Consider the following 13568-nt stretch of genomic DNA (forward strand, 5'->3'; position numbering starts at 1 on the left):
AGGTTGGGGAGCCACAAAAAGTGCGGGGGTTTCCCCCGTTGAGTGACGTGGCGTTTGAGGAACGAAACCCAACATTTACAGACATTTATTAGGCTTCACTTATGAATCTCAAGAAAAAAGTTTTTTTACCGGAATTGAGCAAACAATGATTGTAGTCATAGAAACAGGAACTTCTGTCCAAGAAATTCAACGAATCAGCCAAGAACTACGCAGAATATGTACCAGCAATGGCATTAGCAGCGATCGCAGCAGGAGCCGATTCCTTAATGATAGAGGTTCACCCCGATCCTGCAAAAGCTCTTTCCGATGGTCCTCAATCTTTAACGCCACAGCAATATGACGAATTGATGCAACAGATGGCTGTCATGAGTCAAACTGTTAGTCGTTGGTCGCAAAACTTTCTAAATAACCGGATAATGATGAATGAAACTCATACAGCTACTTTTAAAAACTTCTTGGAAGAACGTGGCTTTAGCCATGCTAACAGGACTACTTAGTGGAGCAAGTAGTACAGGTCTGATTGCTATTATCAACATCTCTTTAACGAATACAGAACTACCAAAATCAGTTCTGGCTAACAGTTTTATAGGTCTGTGTTTGCTGATATTGCTCACTAATGCACCATCTCAGATATTTCTTACCATATTGGCACAACGGATCGTCTTCGATCTACGAATGCAGTTAACTCGACGCATTCTAGCTTGTCCCTTGCGCCGATTAGAAGAGCTTGGCATCCCAACATTACTCGCCAGCTTAACAGAGGATGTGGAAGCCATTTCTAAAGCCTCCCTTTCCCTTTCCATTCTATGCCTCAATCTGGCAATTTTGCTCGGATGTATGCTTTATCTGAGCTGGCTCTCAGTAAAAGTCTTTTTACTGTTAGTAGTGTATATATTTCTGGGCATCTCGCTCGGTGGCTTCTTCATGGGAAAAGGCAGGCATTTGTTTCAACTAGCACGCGAACAGCAAGATCGCTTGTTTACCCACTTCCAAACCACAACTGAAGGTATCAAAGAACTGAAACTACACTACCAGCGCCGTCAAGCATTTTTCCGCGAAGACGTACAAGCTACAGCTACAGCATCTCGACGATACCAAGTAGCAGCAATGACTATATTTGCGGTTGTTGGGGGTTCAGCACTGCTCATGCTATGTGTTCCGATAGGGTTGTTGCTCTTTGTTTTACCTTTACTAAGTGACATACCAATAAGTGTCTTATCAGGCTATGTGCTGACAATACTCTTCATGCTTATGCCACTACAAATGATAGCAGCAATGTTACCCGAATTAACGAAAGCCAATGTTGCTTTAAATAAGATAGAATCTTTGGGATTATCGCTAGTTGCTCAAACAACCGAACCTAATGTTTCTCTCTCATCAGATTTAAAGCCTCAACATCAAAAACTAGAGTTAATGGGAGTGACTCATGCATATCAAAGAGAAGCGGAAGTAACTCAATTTGTTGTAGGACCAATTAACTTAACATTTTCTCCCGGAGAATTGGTCTTTATTGTTGGTGGTAATGGTAGTGGGAAATCTACATTAGTGAAGTTAATAGCCGGACTTTACATTCCTGAAAGTGGCACAATTCGGCTAGGTGGAGAAAATATTACTGATAATAATCGAGAGTGGTATCGCCAGCATTTCTCAGTAGTGTTTTCAGATTTTTACTTGTTCGATCGCCTTTTAGGATTTGAAGGAGAACGAATAGATAAACGAACTCAGCACTACCTAAATCAACTCCAACTAGACAAAAAAGTGCAAGTTAAAGATAGATTTTTCTCTAGTATTGCACTATCACAAGGTCAACGCAAACGCCTCGCACTTTTGACGGCTTATTTAGAAGACCGACCTATTTATGTATTCGACGAGTGGGCGTCTGACCAAGACCCAATGTTTAAGGAGATTTTCTACACCCAACTAGTACCAGAATTGAAACAGCATGGTAAAACACTTTTAGTCATCAGCCACGATGACCACTACTTCCACTTAGCAGACCGAATTGTGAAGCTTGATAACGGCAAACTCGAATATGACCAATATCCTGTCAGCTTAGCTCTGTAATTTCATTTAATTTCAAGTTAAGTCAGCACACAGGAATAAACAGGTCAATGACAAATGACAAACGACCAATGACAAATGACCAAGAACCAATGACAAATAACCAATATGTTGACAACAGAAACTATCAACAAAACCAACCAAACTAACCAAATGAACTTACCCGAATTACTGTTACAAATGAGCAATGGTACGTTTGTAACACAAACAATTTACGTAGCAGCCAAGCTAGGTATTGCTGACTTACTCAAAGACGGTGCAAAAAGCAGTGATGAACTAGCAAAATTAACTGATGTTGATGCTCAATCTTTATATCGGTTGTTGCGTGCTTTGTCCAGTCATGGTATATTTGCAGAAGGAGAAAATCGACAATTTCAGCTAACACCTCTTGGAGAATGTCTCCAAACTGATATTCCAGGTTCAATGCGTGATTTTGCAATCATTCTTGGCGAACCTTGGTTCTGGCAAGTGTGCGGAAGCTTACTCCATAGCGTCAAAACCGGAAAAAATGCGTTTGAGAATGTCTTCGGGATGGAACCCTTTGCATATTTAGCACAGCACCCGGAAAGAGCGCAAATTTTATCCGAAGCGATAAATGCTTTTACCTCGTCGATTATACCTGCTCTGCTAGCTAGTTATGACCTTTCAGCGATCGGCAAAATTGTGGATGTGAGTGGCGGACAAGGCACTTTCATTGCGGAAATTCTCAAGGCAAACCCAACAATGAAGGGTATTCTCTTTGACCAACCACCCGTTGCTCAAGGAGCAAGACGTTATATCGAAGCACAAGGAGTTGCAGAACGCTGCGAAATTATGGGAGGAAACTTCTGCGAGTTCGTGCCAAGCGGAGGTGATGCCTATATCTTGAAGCAGATTCTTCATACTTGCAATGATGAGAGTGCTCTAACCATTCTCAAGAACTGCCACCAGGTAATGAACGAGAATAGTAAACTTATCATTTTCGAGGCAGTGATTCCACCTGCCAACAAGCGATCTTTAAGTAAATGGTTCGATCTGCATATGCTTTTAATGGGTGAAGGTCAAGAGCGCACAGAAACCGAATATCAAGAACTTTTAGCTGCAGCTGGCTTCATGGTCAACAAAGTTATCTTTACCCAAGCTCCCATAGATGTTATCGAAGCTGTAAAAATTTAAAACCCCTTAATCCCCCCTTGTCAAAAGATTTACCCCCCTTAATCCCCCCTTGTCAAAAGATTTACCCCCCTTAATCCCCCCTTGTAAAGGGGGGAGACAAAAGATTAAGTTCCCTCCCCTTTACAAGGGGAGGGCTAGGGTGGGGTAAAGAAGCTCAAAAGCCTCGTTCGGACTTATTTTACTCACCTGCTTAACCTTTCCTGAAATTGACAATCCATAACTCATCAAAACCTTTAGGAGGAATTTCAATATGTCACAGCAAATCAAGAACATCGTAATCGTTGGTGGTGGCTCTGCAGGTTGGATGACTGCAGCATATTTAAGCAAAGCCTTAGATAAAAATATTCAGATTTCCTTAGTTGAATCTTCCAACATCACAACAGTTGGAGTTGGTGAAGCAACTTTCAGTACCATCAAACTATTCTTCGATTTTCTCGGTTTAGAAGAACATGAATGGATGCCCAAATGTAATGCTAGTTACAAAATGGCAATTAAGTTCATCAATTGGAACGCACAAGGACAACACTTCTACCATCCTTTCCAAAGATATGAAACAGTAGAAGGTTTCGATATCGCCGAATGGTGGCTAAAAATGAAGCGCGATGAAGAACCATTTGATTATGCTTGCTTCCTTATCCCGTGGTTGTGCGATAATAAGCGTTCTCCCAGATATTTTGATGGTACCGTTTTTGACGATAAAGTTCAAAACATATTCTCCCGTGAGTCCGGGTCAAAGAAAAGTGTACTGGCAAATCACAAGGTTCAAATTCCCTACGCTTACCACTTTGATGCCAATTTACTCGCAAGATTCTTAAAAGACTATGCAAAGCAAAGGGGTGTTAAGCAAATTATTGACGATGTTGTAGACGTTAAGTTAGCAGAGAATGGTAATATCGATCGCATTATCACCAGAGAGCATGGTTATATTAATGGTGACCTGTTTATAGACTGTACGGGTTTCCGGGGTCTTTTGATTAACAAAGCTTTGGGTGAGCCATTCATCTCTTTCTCTGAGTCCTTGTTGTGCGACAGAGCGATCGCAATGCAAGTCCCAACCAACATCAAGAAAGATGGCATCAATCCTTATACAACAGCTACGGCTCTCTCCTCTGGTTGGGTATGGAATATACCTTTATACGGCAGAATTGGTACGGGGTATGTTTACTATAGTGAGTTGCTATCAGAAGAAAAAGCAGAACAAGAATTTCGCCAGCACTTAGGACCAGTTGCAGAGAACTGCAAAGCATCGCACATCAAGATTCGAGTAGGGCGAAACCGCGATTCCTGGGTGAAGAACTGTGTTGCGATCGGTCTATCCAGTGGATTTGTGGAGCCTTTAGAGTCTACTGGCATATTCTTTATCCAACATGGTATTGAAGAGTTGATCGGTCACTTCCCAGACAAAACCTTTAATGAGGAATTGATTAAAAGCTACAACAAAACTATCGCTGAATGCATAGATGGTGTTCGTGACTTCTTGGTAATGCATTACTGTGCTAGTGACAGAGTGGATACGCCGTTTTGGAAAGCAACAAAGCACGAAATCAGGGTTCCGGAAGAACTGAGTGAAAAACTGCGATTGTGGAAAACTCGATTGCCAAACAACAAGAACATCAATCCAAATTATCACGGCTTCGAGTCTTACTCTTATTCTGTCATGTTGCTTGGACTCAATCACGTACCTCTAAACAATTTACCTGCTTTGAATCATATAGACGAACACAGCGCCATCATTGCATTTAATGCTATCAAACAAAGAGCCAAGCATTTAATTGCTACCTTACCGTCTCAGTATGAATATTTAACATACGCTATCGAGTCTCAAGAGCGATCGGAGTATCTTAGCGAAAATAACTCTCTCTCTCTCGCTAAAAATACACTTTCGTACACCAGAACCAATGAAAATTCTTCTTCCCTAATCCCCGTCCCCCAACCCCTGGTTCACAATCATGCATGAAATTATTACCATTCACGGCAATGCTTTCCTTACTTCTCGCTCTGGCGCAATATTGAAATATGCTGAAGAGCTAATTGTCAAACATGGATTAGAAACAGCGTCTATTACAGTCCGCGACTTACCACCAGAGGATCTGATATACAGCAATTTTGAAAGTCCAAAGCTGAAGGAACTACAGTTTCTGATAAAGGAAGCCAAAGCAGTTATTATTTCCACACCTGTTTATAATTCCTCTTACACAGGAGCGCTCAAAGCTTTGTTAGATTTGATGCCACAGTATGCTTTTGCTGGAAAAACTATTCTACCAATTGCAACAGGTGGGTCAATCAACCATTTACTCTCAATTGACTATGCGATGAAGCCCTTGTTCTCAACAATGGGAGCCACCCACATCCTTAGAGGCGTTTACGTTGTTAGTTCACAAATCCAGTTTGATGAGCAAGGACATATTCAATTAGACACTGAGATTGAGGAAAGATTACAAATTTCTATCCAAGAACTTATCAATACTGTGAAGCAGAAGCAATTGGTTAGTGCGTAATTTTCAGCCGTAGTAATTGAGTCAAATTCCAAGACTCAATTACTCCCTTCTCTCTGTGTACTCTGCGTCTGGGCGGTTAAATTACTTATAAACCGCAGAGGGCGCACCAGAGCGCAGAGAAAAAAGACGAGGAATTGCCAGTGGATTTATTTAAGAAATACTGTAATAGTGATGGAAAAAATAGCAAATTATACCAATAATGTGAGAGTGGCTTACTCTACTTCTGAGGCGTTAACCCCAACCGCTGTTGCTCTCGGAAAGTTTGATGGTTTGCATCGCGGACATCAACGGGTCATTCAACCTGTTTTGAATCAAGTCAGGTGCGGGGAATGCTCGACTGGTGTTTCCCGACCATCTGCTCTTCATGGGTTAGCCAACAAAAGGAGTCAGTTGCTTGAGGAGATACCCTTCACCTTTGCCAAAGAATATGTTTACCCTACAGTTGTCGCCTTTCATCCTCATCCACAAGAGTTTTTTACAGGACGAACCCATGCTTTGTTAACACCATTAGATGAAAAAGTCCAGCTGTTGCGATCGCTTGGAGTAGAACAACTGGTATTACTCCCCTTTAACAAAGAATTGACTGCTTTGACTCCTGAAGAGTTCGTCAGAAAGATTTTAGTACAACAACTGCAATGTCGGCATATTAGCGTCGGGCAAGATTTCTGTTTTGGCAGAAAGCGCAGTGGTACTGCCAAGGATTTGCAATTCCTCGCTGCTCAATATGACATCCCCGTCACCATCGTTCCCTTGCACACAACTTGTGCAGGAGATTTTTCCACAGACACTACAGAAGAACCTATTAGTAGTTCACTGATTCGCCACCATTTGGAAAGAGGCGACATTCAACAATCAAATCAACTGCTAGGACGACCTTACACCCTTATTGGAGAAGTCGTTAAAAGTCAAAGATTTAGTGGCAAAACCACTGATTTTTGCTCCGTTAACTTGCAACTACCAAAAGAAAAATTTTTACCCCGCCCAGGTGTTTATGCTGTCCGTGTTTTTGACATAGATGAGACATTAGATGCTATTCCCCTTACCTACCCAGGTGTGATGAATATAAGCAACGGTTCGACGATGAATAGCGCTTATCCATGTGTAGAAGTACATCTGCTAAATTGGTTCGGCGATCTGTATGGTAAAAAGCTAGTGGTGAAGCTAGAAAAATTTTTGCGATCTGAATAAAATTTCTTTGTTCTTACTTGGATGCAATTCATAAAAAAGTTATGGAACCGCAGATACACGCGGATGCACGCAGATGAAAACGTGATAGTCTTTAAAGCCTATCTTGCCATGATTTAGGATTACGTTTGCTGTGAAAGCAGGCAATGACAGAAACGATGTCTTGGTCAAACACGTAAAGGATACCATAGGGAAAACGTCGAACTAATGCTCGTCGTGCTTGTTTGTAAATCATTGGATAGATGAGGGGGTTACGTCCAATCCCAGATAAACAAGTATCGACTGCTCGGACAAACTCAGAGCCTAACCCTGAAGTTTGTGCTTCGTACCACTCAAAAGCGTCTTGAATATCCAATTCTGTTTCTGGACGAATGATAAGTTTATAGCTCATAGGGAAAAGCCTAATCTTTGCTTGACTTCCTCCCATGTCGAGCCAGAGGTAGGTTCTTGGTGATATCTTTCTAGGCGGAGATCGAGTTCTTGCTGCTGTGCGTCGGTTAAAGGAACTTCGTCTTGCTGCTCTAGGATACTGTCCCAGAGATCTTCGGCTAGTTGGATGCGCTCAGCGATACTAAGTTGAGAAATTTCAATTTTGAGGAGGGGATGAGCACTCATGGTAGTCGTGTTTTTTAATCAGTATTTTGATTCTAAGATGAATTTAGGTTAATCGCCCATCTTGAATCATTCAGGACTGCTTAGGTGAGTTCTTTTTTATTTCTGTAGCTCTCTTACAGTTAATGTAAATCAAGATGTTGGTGTCAACGGCGTTCATGCAGCATTTCCCGTGTTAAACGAGGAGCATTGAGTGGAATCGGATTCTGCTGCATCCGCTCAATTAAAGCTTGTAAAAAACGTTGCTTAGTTGAAGGATCGGCGATTAGTGGTAACACAGTTTGAGGTGATTGGATGAGCAGTTCTACCTCAGCCCCTTCAGGCAAATCACACGATCTTTCTAAAATAAACGTGCCATTACGATAAATGGCTTTAAGGGCATGGGGCATATAGGAAAACTCCTTGCCAAGCATTGCGATTAAATACCACTATTTTAGCTTTGAGTACTTGCATTACAAAAAAATTCAGCATTTGCGTTCGCGAAGCGCAAGCCGTACCCGGCTTATCGCGAAGCGCAAGCCGTACCCGGCTTATCGCATTTAACTCAATTTATAATTGTTGAGAATATTTGCGACTCAAGACAAGCTGTCCCGAAGGCAAGTAATATACATTTTACGGTTCTACAATTGGGTAAAGTCAGGCATTGCACTCCCTCAAATATTTCAGTGAAAGATTACAATGTAATGAAACGATGAACACCATACAGTTATCACAGAAAGTTCAGTTTGTCATTAATGCCGAAGGAAAGAAGTCTGCCGTACTCCTCAGTTTAGAAGATTGGGAACAACTGTTGACTCTTCTAGAAGACTTAGAAGACGCCGAAGAAATTTGTCAAGTACGAGAACAAAAGGGGGAGGCTATTCTTTGGGAGCAAGCGAAAGCGGAATTGGGTATAGAGGTATAGGTGTACACAGTTCAAATTCTCCGTAATGTAATGAAAGACCTCGCTGACATACAAGAGCGACTATACTCGACTACTCCTATCCCGCAAGGGAGATTACTTAATTAAATAAACCGCAAAGACGCAAAGAGCACGAAGAAGGAGGAGAAGAAGATCGGTAATCTTATGGCGGAAAGGGACTAATCGCTCAACATATTTACAGAGTGATGTCCAAGCGATCGATCTGGCTATCCGTTAACCTAATTCTTAAAAAGTCGGCGTTTTTATTCTAGCAAAAATTCTGCTAACGACATGAGGGCAGACTTCCTATTTTTAGACGACTTGGACTTGGAAAGATTGCCCCAGAGTTTTTGGTTCTGGCAAAGGTTCACCGACGTCTATAGATGTTTCAATTAACATTTCTAGAACTTCTTGAGCATTTTGCAGTACTTCTTCGTATGTATCTCCATGAGTATGGCAGAACTCTCCCCACTCGGGAAAACTAACGACATAACAGTTATCTTCATTAGACCATTGAATGACTATAGTGTAGTGAGAATTCATTTTTGTTCTTCCTCCTGCCGAGCTTTTCTAATTGTTTCTACCCAATCAAATTGCATTTTTTACGTCTTTTTCCTGATAAGATCTAGCATCATCTCCATCTTTGCCCTAAACTATGTTACAAAACGTAAACAAGTTTGAAACTTTTACCAATGACCAATGACAAAGGACTTTTGACAGTAACTACTGACACTCTCGACTCATTACCAATTGACCATTTGAGAGTCGATAAACTCCTTGTGGTTCAATAATAGGGTCGCCTTTTTTCCAAAGATGTGATGTATTTTCAATCGTGACATTACGGATATCACCTGTAGAATAACTTGACACTGACACTTCACCGGGACGATGGGGTAAACCACCTGTACCCGTAATGGTGAAACTACTCTGTTGTTTTTTTTGACTGCGGACTATGCAACTATTAGCGATAAGTGTGTTGGTATCGATCGCGTTTGTGGGGAGTTCGGTGAGACTATTTTGAATGGAACTGTTATCAGGAGAATTAACATTAATAGTTCCCGGTAAGCCAAGGTTTGAACTTGCAGTAATATCATTTGTTTGGTTTGATGTTTGGGAACGCGCTTCAATACCAAAAATTCCACGAGCATTAATGTTAATATTACCACCTGTACCCCTAAAGGCATTGGCTGTGATGTCGTTGTTTTCATTAGGAACTGCGATGAGGAAGGGTGTATTAATTGTGATGTTGCCACCATTACCACTCGCTTGGGCTGTTCCTGCGGTAGTGGAAATTTGGCTTCCATCGCGTAGAAATAAGTATTGTCCAAGGTTTAAATTGATATTGCCTCCATCAGTAGAAGCTGTTTGGGCAATGATTTGACCGTTATTGAGGCGGACAGAGTTAGCTTTGATATCAATCTTGCCTGCTGCACCTCTTCCTCTGCTACGACTAGTGATAATTCCACCGTCTATGATTTCAACTTTCCCACTTTTAATTTCAATATCGCCACTACGCCCTAAAGTTTCAATACCTAAACCCGATCGTATACTACTATCCGTCCCTGAAAGGGTAAGTGTATCGCGCACGTTTATGTTTATGATGCCACCATTACCTTCTCCAGGTGGAAGTTTGTCAGAGGTTCCGAAGACACCAACCCCTAATTGTCCACCGTTTGTTAGAGACAAGTTGCTAGCCGTAATATTTATACTGCCACCATTACCCACCGCGCCAGCTTGCACATCACTAAAAGAAGCACTGGGAAGTCCATTATCACCTTTCCCATCAAAAATGACTGTATCCCTGGCTTGAATCGTGATATTTCCTGAATTTCCTTGTCCACGAGTAAAGCTATTTATTTGAGCGCCATTAGTTGCAGTCAGCGAACCAGTTGTGATGTCAATTTTTCCAGCATTGCCTTCAGCTTGACGATCCTGGACATTGTTAATAATATATGATGTTTTATCTAGAGATATGGCATTACTAGCTGTAATGGAAATATTACCTGCATTACCTTTACCAAAAGTGCTAGAAATTATTTCCCCACAATCTTTTACGAAAACATTTCCAGCTTGAACTTTGATATCCCCAGAAAGCCCAATTGTACCAGTCTCTAAACTTCCACGGATGCGGCTATCGGCACCGGAAATTGTCAGTGCATCACCCACGTTGATATCTACTGTACCACCGGTACCTTGACCACTAGGAAGAGTTTCAGATTTTCCACGAATACCAGTCTCTAATGTTCCACCATTTGTCAAAAATAATGAATCGGCAGTGATACTAATATTCCCACCATTACCCACTCCACCAGCTAAAACATTACTAAATGAAGCACTGGGAAATCCATTATCACCTTTCCCATCAAAAATGACTGTATCCCTGGCTTGAATCGTGATATTTCCTGAATTTCCTTGTCCGCGAGTAAAGCTATTTATTTGAGCGCCATTAGTTGCAGTCAGCGAACCAGTTGTGATGTCAATTTTTCCAGCATTACCCTCTGCTTTACGCTGGATACTGTTAGCAATATATGATGTTTTATCTAGAGATATGGCATCACGGGCTGTGATAGAAATATTACCTGAATTCCCTTTACCAAAAGTGCTAGAAATTATTTCCCCACCATCTTTTACGAAAACATTTCCAGCTTGAACTTTGATATCCCCAGAACGCCCAATTGCACCAGTACCTAAACTTCCAAGGATGCTACTATCTGCGCCAGAAATTGTCAGTGTATCACGCACGTTAATATCTACTGTACCACCGATACCTCGACCACCAGGAAGAGTCTCAGATTTTTCACGAATACCAGTCTGTAATGTTCCGCCATTTGTCAAGGATAATGAGCCAGCAGTGATATTGATATTACCACCATTACCTACTGCACCAGCGTCCACCTCACTAAGTATTGCCGTGTAGGAAATACTACTTTTATTGTCAAAGAATTGGAATCCGTCAAAAGTAACCCCATTCTTTGCCTGAATGGTGATACTTCCCGCATTTCCTTGTCCACGAGTGGAAGAACTTACTTGAGCGCCATTTGTTAGAGAAAGTGAACCAGTAGTAATGTCAATTTTTCCTGCATTACCAATAGCTTCACGACTAAGAACTAAGTTTGCAACGGCACTTCTATCTAGAGAAATTACATTACGAGATCCAATGGAAATGTTACCTGCATCCCCTTTCCCGTCAGTAAAAGCAGCGATTTCCCCACCATCTTTTACAAAAACATTTCCAGCTTGAACGTTGATATCTCCACCTCGTCCTACGGCTCCAGTATCCAAACGTCCAGAAATTCTGCTATCTGTCCCAGAGATTGTAAAGGAGTCACGCACGTTGATCTTTACATTACCAGCAGTACCTTGCCCACCGGGAAGCGTATTAGTTTTTCCATTCACTCCAGCCAATAATTGTCCACCATTAGTTAGAGATAATGAACCGGCAGTGATATCGATATTACCACCATTGCCTACTGCACCAGCCTCCACATTACTCAGTAAGACTGTAAAAAAACTACTTTTATCGTTCAAAAATTTAAAGCCGTCAAAAGTAACTGCATCCTTTGCCTGAATGGTTATATTGCCCGCATTCCCTTGTCCTCTAGTTAAGGAAATTATTTGAGCGCCATTTGTTAGAGAAAGCGAACCAGTAGTGATGTCAATTTTTCCAGCATTCCCCACTGCACTGCTATCAACTCCGCTTGATAAAAGTCCTCCATCAAAAGTGACTGCATCTCTTGCTTGAATCGTTATATTTCCAGCATTTCCTTGTCCTCGGGTGAACGAACTAATTTGAGTACTATCAGTCACAGAAAGAGAGCCAGTTTTAATCGTGATATTACCAGCATTACCTACTGCTTCTTCTCGAACTGCGTTGGCAATTACGCTATTTGTCCCTGCAAGTTTTATTTGCCCTGTAGCATCAATTGTGATACTTCCTGCCTGAGTTCCTGTTGTCCCTAAACCTGGTCCGATCCCTCCAACAATTTCACTACCGTCTAAAATCTCTAAATTGCGGGAATTGATAGCAATACTTCCACCACCAGCAGCTTCCACATATACCCCAACTCCATTGGTCAGAGATATATCTGCTCGCGGAACATTTTCAGGAAAGGTTAACCTGAAATTATTACCATCTGACAAAAGTGCTACATTACCAGGAGCAGCCAATCCTCCCAACTCGATTCGCCCACCATAAGCATTCAATTCTCCCCCGTCCATGCTGACATTACCACCAACAAGCAGCAAACTCTTACCATCTGGAACCCGCAAACCAATGGTGCCAATACCTGCAGGGTCTTTTCCTGCATCTGCAATTGAATTATTCTGAATCGATGCAGTTTGATTAATCTGATTAAACAACAACGCTGAAGGATTAATAGTCAGTAACGATGAAGGTGCTTCTGGATTTGTCGCACTAAAAGTCCCTAAGTTTCCAAACTGAATCCCGTTCGCTGTCGTCGCCACAAACGAACCATTCACATCCAAACTGGCATTTTGCCCAAAAATGATTCCATTTGGGTTAATTAGAAACAGATTGGCATTACCCAATACACCGAGCGTCCCTTGAATATTGGAGGGATTATTCCCCGTCACACGACTCAAAATGTTCTGGATGCCAACAGGATTGGTGAAGTACACACCCCGTTGATTATCAACATTAAATTCACTAAAACTATGGAATAGGTTTGCTCCTCGAATCGCTCCGCTATCAATGCGATCGCTAAGCAGATTGTTGATAAGAATATTGGGAGTAACAACAGAGCTTTCAGCACCTAAAGTGGTATCCGGTGCGAGTTGGGCTAGAGCACAATTTCTAGAGTTGGTGCTGACTCCACAAAACACCAATGTACTGACCAGCAATAATTTCCAGTTCCGTCGCTGCGAACACTGAGCCATAAAAGTCCCCCAAAATCATATCAGCGATTGATTGCTAATCTCTCACAGCCAATTGCGTTTAAATAGACCACACTGTTTAAACTACCCATTATTGACGATACCACCTTTTGTTTGAAAATTGAATTGCCTAGACCTGCAACAAAGAATACATTTTTCTACCTATGCAGACTTACTGGACTTTAGACTAAAAAGCACAAAATGACTCAGCTTCCCTGAGTTGAAAAGAAGCAAACTAAAAAAATAGAAAGATTTCAAATCAA

Annotated in this window: 11 protein-coding genes and 1 pseudogene; 7 read left to right on the top strand and 5 right to left on the bottom strand. The window is 41.6% G+C overall.

The features are described from left to right. Positions 1–206: 206 nt before the first annotated feature. The 6 genes and pseudogenes from ACKTT2_RS31005 to ACKTT2_RS31030 all read left to right on the top strand — a co-directional run. Positions 207–497 (top strand): annotated as a pseudogene (locus ACKTT2_RS31005) (hypothetical protein); the annotation flags it as partial. Continuing rightward, positions 478–2064 (top strand): cyclic peptide export ABC transporter, encoded by a 1587-nt coding sequence (locus tag ACKTT2_RS31010; protein ID WP_407893964.1) that lies wholly within the window; start codon positions 478–480, stop codon positions 2062–2064. The pseudogene ACKTT2_RS31005 and the gene ACKTT2_RS31010, both read left to right, overlap by 20 nt. A 105-nt stretch (positions 2065–2169) precedes the next feature. Then, on the top strand, positions 2170–3216 hold the full coding sequence (locus tag ACKTT2_RS31015; RefSeq protein ID WP_407893966.1) for a methyltransferase: 1047 nt from the start codon (positions 2170–2172) through the stop codon (positions 3214–3216). Between the two features lie 250 nt (positions 3217–3466). Then, positions 3467–5173 (top strand): tryptophan halogenase family protein, encoded by a 1707-nt coding sequence (locus tag ACKTT2_RS31020; protein WP_407893968.1) that lies wholly within the window; start codon positions 3467–3469, stop codon positions 5171–5173. Beyond that, positions 5166–5714, top strand: a complete 549-nt coding sequence (gene ssuE, locus ACKTT2_RS31025) for an NADPH-dependent FMN reductase (RefSeq protein ID WP_407893970.1) — start codon at positions 5166–5168, stop codon at positions 5712–5714. The genes ACKTT2_RS31020 and ssuE overlap by 8 nt, the downstream gene beginning before the upstream one ends. Positions 5715–5885: 171 nt before the next feature. Then, the gene (locus ACKTT2_RS31030; RefSeq protein ID WP_407893972.1) at positions 5886–6902 is read left to right on the top strand and encodes a bifunctional riboflavin kinase/FAD synthetase; all 1017 of its coding nucleotides are present in this window, start codon (positions 5886–5888) and stop codon (positions 6900–6902) included. Between the two features lie 91 nt (positions 6903–6993). Here ACKTT2_RS31030 and ACKTT2_RS31035 read toward each other — a convergent pair whose 3' ends face one another. From ACKTT2_RS31035 to ACKTT2_RS31045, 3 genes are all read right to left on the bottom strand, one after another. After that, entirely contained in the window at positions 6994–7290 is a 297-nt protein-coding gene (locus ACKTT2_RS31035; protein WP_407893974.1) for a type II toxin-antitoxin system RelE/ParE family toxin, read from the bottom strand. Then, positions 7287–7514, bottom strand: coding sequence for an addiction module protein (locus ACKTT2_RS31040; RefSeq protein WP_407893976.1), 228 nt, complete (start codon positions 7512–7514; stop codon positions 7287–7289). The genes ACKTT2_RS31035 and ACKTT2_RS31040 overlap by 4 nt, the downstream gene beginning before the upstream one ends. Before the next feature lie 143 nt (positions 7515–7657). Continuing rightward, positions 7658–7900, bottom strand: a complete 243-nt coding sequence (locus ACKTT2_RS31045; RefSeq protein WP_407893978.1) for an antitoxin family protein — start codon at positions 7898–7900, stop codon at positions 7658–7660. 302 nt (positions 7901–8202) lie between these two features. Here ACKTT2_RS31045 and ACKTT2_RS31050 point away from each other — a divergent pair, with 302 nt between their 5' ends. Next, positions 8203–8415, top strand: a complete 213-nt coding sequence (locus tag ACKTT2_RS31050; RefSeq protein WP_407893980.1) for a type II toxin-antitoxin system Phd/YefM family antitoxin — start codon at positions 8203–8205, stop codon at positions 8413–8415. A 309-nt stretch (positions 8416–8724) separates the two neighbouring features. Here ACKTT2_RS31050 and ACKTT2_RS31055 read toward each other — a convergent pair whose 3' ends face one another. Beyond that, the gene (locus ACKTT2_RS31055; protein WP_407893983.1) at positions 8725–8955 is read right to left on the bottom strand and encodes a type II toxin-antitoxin system HicB family antitoxin; all 231 of its coding nucleotides are present in this window, start codon (positions 8953–8955) and stop codon (positions 8725–8727) included. Positions 8956–9135: 180 nt separating this feature from the next. After that, entirely contained in the window at positions 9136–13308 is a 4173-nt protein-coding gene (locus tag ACKTT2_RS31060; protein ID WP_407893985.1) for a two-partner secretion domain-containing protein, read from the bottom strand. Between the last annotated feature and the right edge of the window lie 260 nt (positions 13309–13568).

It is taken from the genome of Scytonema hankhaensis NUACC26 (assembly GCF_045865695.1).
In the GTDB taxonomy this organism is placed as follows: domain Bacteria; phylum Cyanobacteriota; class Cyanobacteriia; order Cyanobacteriales; family Nostocaceae; genus Scytonema.